The sequence below is a fragment of the Mesorhizobium sp. M7A.F.Ca.CA.004.04.2.1 genome, assembly GCF_004022825.1.
Lineage (GTDB): Bacteria > Pseudomonadota > Alphaproteobacteria > Rhizobiales > Rhizobiaceae > Mesorhizobium.
The window spans coordinates 1-3,887 of the sequence record NZ_RZPH01000573.1; the positions used below are offsets into that span (position 1 = coordinate 1).

4 protein-coding genes and 1 pseudogene are annotated in these 3,887 nt (G+C 63.9%); 4 read left to right on the forward strand and 1 reads right to left on the reverse strand.

From position 1 onward, the window contains the following. A partial coding sequence (locus tag EN893_RS22830) for a helix-turn-helix domain-containing protein (RefSeq protein WP_164901031.1) occupies window positions 1-459 on the reverse strand: 459 nt, incomplete at its 3' end. Window positions 460-580: 121 nt separating this feature from the next. Here EN893_RS22830 and EN893_RS22835 point away from each other — a divergent pair. The 4 genes and pseudogenes from EN893_RS22835 to EN893_RS22850 all read left to right on the forward strand — a co-directional run. Beyond that, complete coding sequence (locus EN893_RS22835; protein WP_127268264.1) at window positions 581-1,438, forward strand: CoA transferase subunit A; 858 nt, start codon at window positions 581-583, stop codon at window positions 1,436-1,438. Beyond that, the gene (locus EN893_RS22840) at window positions 1,435-2,232 is read left to right on the forward strand and encodes a CoA-transferase subunit beta (RefSeq protein WP_127268263.1); all 798 of its coding nucleotides are present in this window, start codon (window positions 1,435-1,437) and stop codon (window positions 2,230-2,232) included. Before EN893_RS22835 ends, EN893_RS22840 begins: the two co-directional genes overlap by 4 nt. 1 nt (window position 2,233) lies before the next feature. Further along, window positions 2,234-3,439, forward strand: a complete 1,206-nt coding sequence (gene pcaF / locus EN893_RS22845) for a 3-oxoadipyl-CoA thiolase (protein WP_127268262.1) — start codon at window positions 2,234-2,236, stop codon at window positions 3,437-3,439. 154 nt (window positions 3,440-3,593) lie between these two features. Further along, window positions 3,594-3,887: pseudogene (locus tag EN893_RS22850) on the forward strand (BMP family ABC transporter substrate-binding protein); the annotation flags it as partial.

Consider the following 3,887-nt stretch of genomic DNA (forward strand, 5'->3'; position numbering starts at 1 on the left):
TGTCAGGCCGGCAAGCAGGATGCGTCCCATCGAGGTGCAGTAGGCCGGCAGCCTGGTGCCGACGTCGAGCGACACGCTGAGGATGCGGCGGCCGGGAATGCGGGCGACATAGACGACATCCTCACCCGACAGGATGGCCGCCGAGCAGGCCTCGTTCAGTTGTGCTGCCACAGAGCGCATGATGGGCGCGGCGAAGGCCCATAGCGAGGCGCCGCCGAGCCAGGTGCGGGCAACCGTCAGCAGGCGCGGCGACAGCGAGAACACGCGGCCGGCCTGTGTTGCATAGCCGGTGGCGGTGAGTGTCAGCAGGAAGCGGCGGGCGCCGGCGCGGGTGAGGCCCGCTTCCTCCGCCATTTCTGTCAGCGTCATGCCCGAGGGATGGCGGGCCAGGATCTCCATGACGGCGAGGCCGCGATCGAGCGAGCCGACATGATCACGGGAAACAGCCGCTTCGTCCATCTTGTCTCCGCGGAACGGCATCGGCGTCAGGATTGACTCCTCGCCCTCGCTCAGCGTAGAAAGTATCGCATACAAAACATATGTTCGCAATACGAACTTTCTGAAACCCGGAGCCGATGCGATGGTCAAGTTCCTGCCGCTCAAACAGGCCGTGGCCGAGAATTTGAAAGATGGCGACTCCGTCGCCTTCGAGGGCTTCACCCATCTGATCCCGACGGCGGCGGCGCATGAGGCGATCCGCCAGGGTTTTCGCGACCTGACCCTGATCCGCATGACGCCGGACCTGATCTACGACCAGATGATCGGCATGGGCATGGCAAAGAAAATCGTCTTCTCCTATGTCGGCAATCCCGGCGTCGGCCTGCTGCGGCGCGCCCGCGATGCCATCGAGAACGGCTTTCCGCGCTCACTCGAAATTGAGGAGCACAGCCATGCCGGCATGGCCAATGCCTATGAAGCGGGTGCTGCCGGCCTGCCCTGCGCGGTGTTTCGCGGCTATCGCGGTGCTGGCCTCGCGGCGGTCAACCCGAATATCAAGTCGGTGACCTGTCCGTTCACCGGCGAGGTGCTGGCCGCTGTCCCTTCGATCCGGCCTGACGTCACCTTCATCCATGCCCAGAAGGCCGACAGGAAAGGTAATGTGCTGGTCGAGGGCATCATCGGCATTCAGAAGGAAGCGGTTCTGGCGGCCAAACGCGCTGTGGTGACCGTCGAGGAAGTCGTCGACAATTTCGACGATCCGCACCCCAATCTGACCGTGCTGCCGCGCTGGACGATCGCGGCGATATCGGTCGTGCCCGGCGGCTCGCATCCGTCCTACGCGCACGGCTACTATGCGCGCGACAATGCGGCCTATCTCGAATGGGACGAGATCGCCGCCGACCGCGAGAAATTCCAGGCGTGGATGCAGGCCTACGTGATCGAGAAGAGCGCCGACGATTTCGCGGCCCGGGTCGAGCATTTGAGGAAAGCGGCATGAGCGACAATCCGGGATTCACCCCCAACGAGATGATGACCATCGCCGCCAGCCGCGCGCTGCGCAACGACGATGTCTGCTTCGTCGGCATCGGCGCGCCATCGGCCGCCTGCAATGTGGCGCGGCTGACGCATGCGCCTGACATCACCCTGATTTACGAGAGCGGCACGATCGGCACCGCGCCTGACGTGCTGCCGCTGTCGATCGGCGACGGCGAATTGTGCGAGACCGCTATCACCACCGTCGCGGTGCCTGAGATGTTCCGCTACTGGCTGCAGGGCGGCCGCATCTCGATCGGCTTCCTCGGTGCGGCGCAGCTCGACAAATTCGGCAACATCAACACCACCATCATCGGCGACTATTTCCATCCCAAGACCCGGCTGCCCGGCGGCGGCGGCGCGCCGGAGATCGCGACGTCGTCGAAGGAGATCTACATCACCATGGCGCAGACCAAGCGCGGCATGGTCGAGAAGATCGACTTCTTCACCTCCTTCGGCCATGGCGAGGGTGGTGACCATCGAAAACGGCTTGGCATAGACACCGCCGGCCCGACGCTGCTGATCACCGATCTCGCCATCTGGAAGCCGGACCCGGTGAGCAAGGAATTCACTGTCGTGTCGCTGCATCCCGGCGTCACGCGCCAGCAGGTGCAGGAGAGCTGTGGCTGGGTGGTAAAGTTCGCGGAGGCGCTTGACGAAACACCGGCGCCAAGCGAACTCGAACTCAAGACATTGCGCGACCTGCAGGCCCGCACCAAGGCGGCGCATGAGGGAACCGGAAAAGCAAAGGCTGCATGACATGGCCGAGGCCTATATCTGCGACTACATCCGCACTCCGATCGGCCGCTTCGGCGGTTCGCTGTCTTCGGTACGATCAGACGATCTTGGCGCGATACCGCTGAGGGCGCTGGCCGAGCGTAATCCCGGCATCGACTGGCAGGCTGTCGACGACGTCGTCTATGGCTGTGCCAACCAGGCCGGCGAGGACAACCGCAACGTGGCGCGCATGGCGCTGCTGCTGGCAGGTCTGCCGAAGGAGATTCCAGGTTCGACCGTCAACCGCCTGTGCGGCTCCGGCATGGATGCGCTGACCATAGCCGCTCGCGCCATCAAGGCGGGCGAAGCGGAATTGATGATCGCGGGCGGCGTCGAATCGATGAGCCGCGCGCCCTTCGTCATGCCCAAGGCCGACACGGCGTTCTCGCGCAATGCCGAGATCTACGACACCACCATCGGCTGGCGCTTCGTCAATCCGCTGATGAAGAAGCAGTATGGCGTCGATTCGATGCCGGAAACCGGCGAGAACGTCGCCGAGGATTTTTCGGTGTCACGCGCCGACCAGGACGCCTTTGCCGTACGCAGCCAGGACAAGGCGGTCGCCGCGCAAGCCAATGGAAGGCTGGCAAAGGAAATCACAGAGGTGACGATCCCGCAGCGCAAGGGCGATCCGGTGGTCATCTCGAAGGACGAGCATCCCCGCGCTGGCTCAACGGTCGAGACGCTGGCCAAGCTGCCGACGCCGTTCCGGCAAGGCGGTACGGTAACGGCCGGCAATGCCTCCGGCGTCAATGACGGGGCGGCGGCGCTGATCGTCGCTTCCGAGGCGGCGGTGAAGACATATGGCCTAACGCCGATCGCCCGCATTCTCGGCGGCGCTGCCGCCGGTGTGGCGCCGCGCATCATGGGCATCGGCCCGGCGCCGGCGACGCAAAAACTCTGCGCGCGGCTTGGCCTGACGCCAAAACAGTTCGATGTCATCGAGCTCAACGAAGCCTTTGCCTCGCAAGGCATAGCCGTGCTGCGCCAGCTTGGCATTGCCGAGGATGCGGAACACGTCAACCCGAATGGCGGCGCCATCGCGCTTGGCCATCCCCTGGGCATGTCGGGTGCCCGCATCTCCGGCACGGCGGCGCTGGAGCTGCGCGAACGTGGCGGCCGTTATGGGCTTGCCACGATGTGCATCGGTGTCGGCCAGGGCATCGCGATCGCGCTGGAACGGGTTTGATCGGCGGCCCTTGCTTGGCCGGCTAAGATCAAGAATCCGGTGCGCGGTTCAAATTTGACCACGTGGACAAAAGTCTGGCGTCGTTCCATACTTCCCCGTCTGACATTTTCACGAACAGCCGGCTCGACACGGCTGTCGAACAGAGGGGAATGCAATGGAAAACCGGAACAATAAATCGCAGATAAAACGCGAAGGGCTTTCGCGACGCAATGTGCTGGAGCTGGGCGCGCTTGGTTTGGCAGCTGCGATGCTGCCGGGCGCCGCTTTCGCGGCGGACAAGAAGCTGAAGGTGGCGGCGATCTTCGCCACGCCGATCGAGGAGCCGTGGGACAACCAGATCCATGTCGCCTTGCAGAGGGCCGAGAAGGAACTCGGCATCGAATACAAATGGTCCGAGAAGGTGCAGACCGCCGATTTCAGCCGCGTCATGCGCGAATATGCGCAAGGC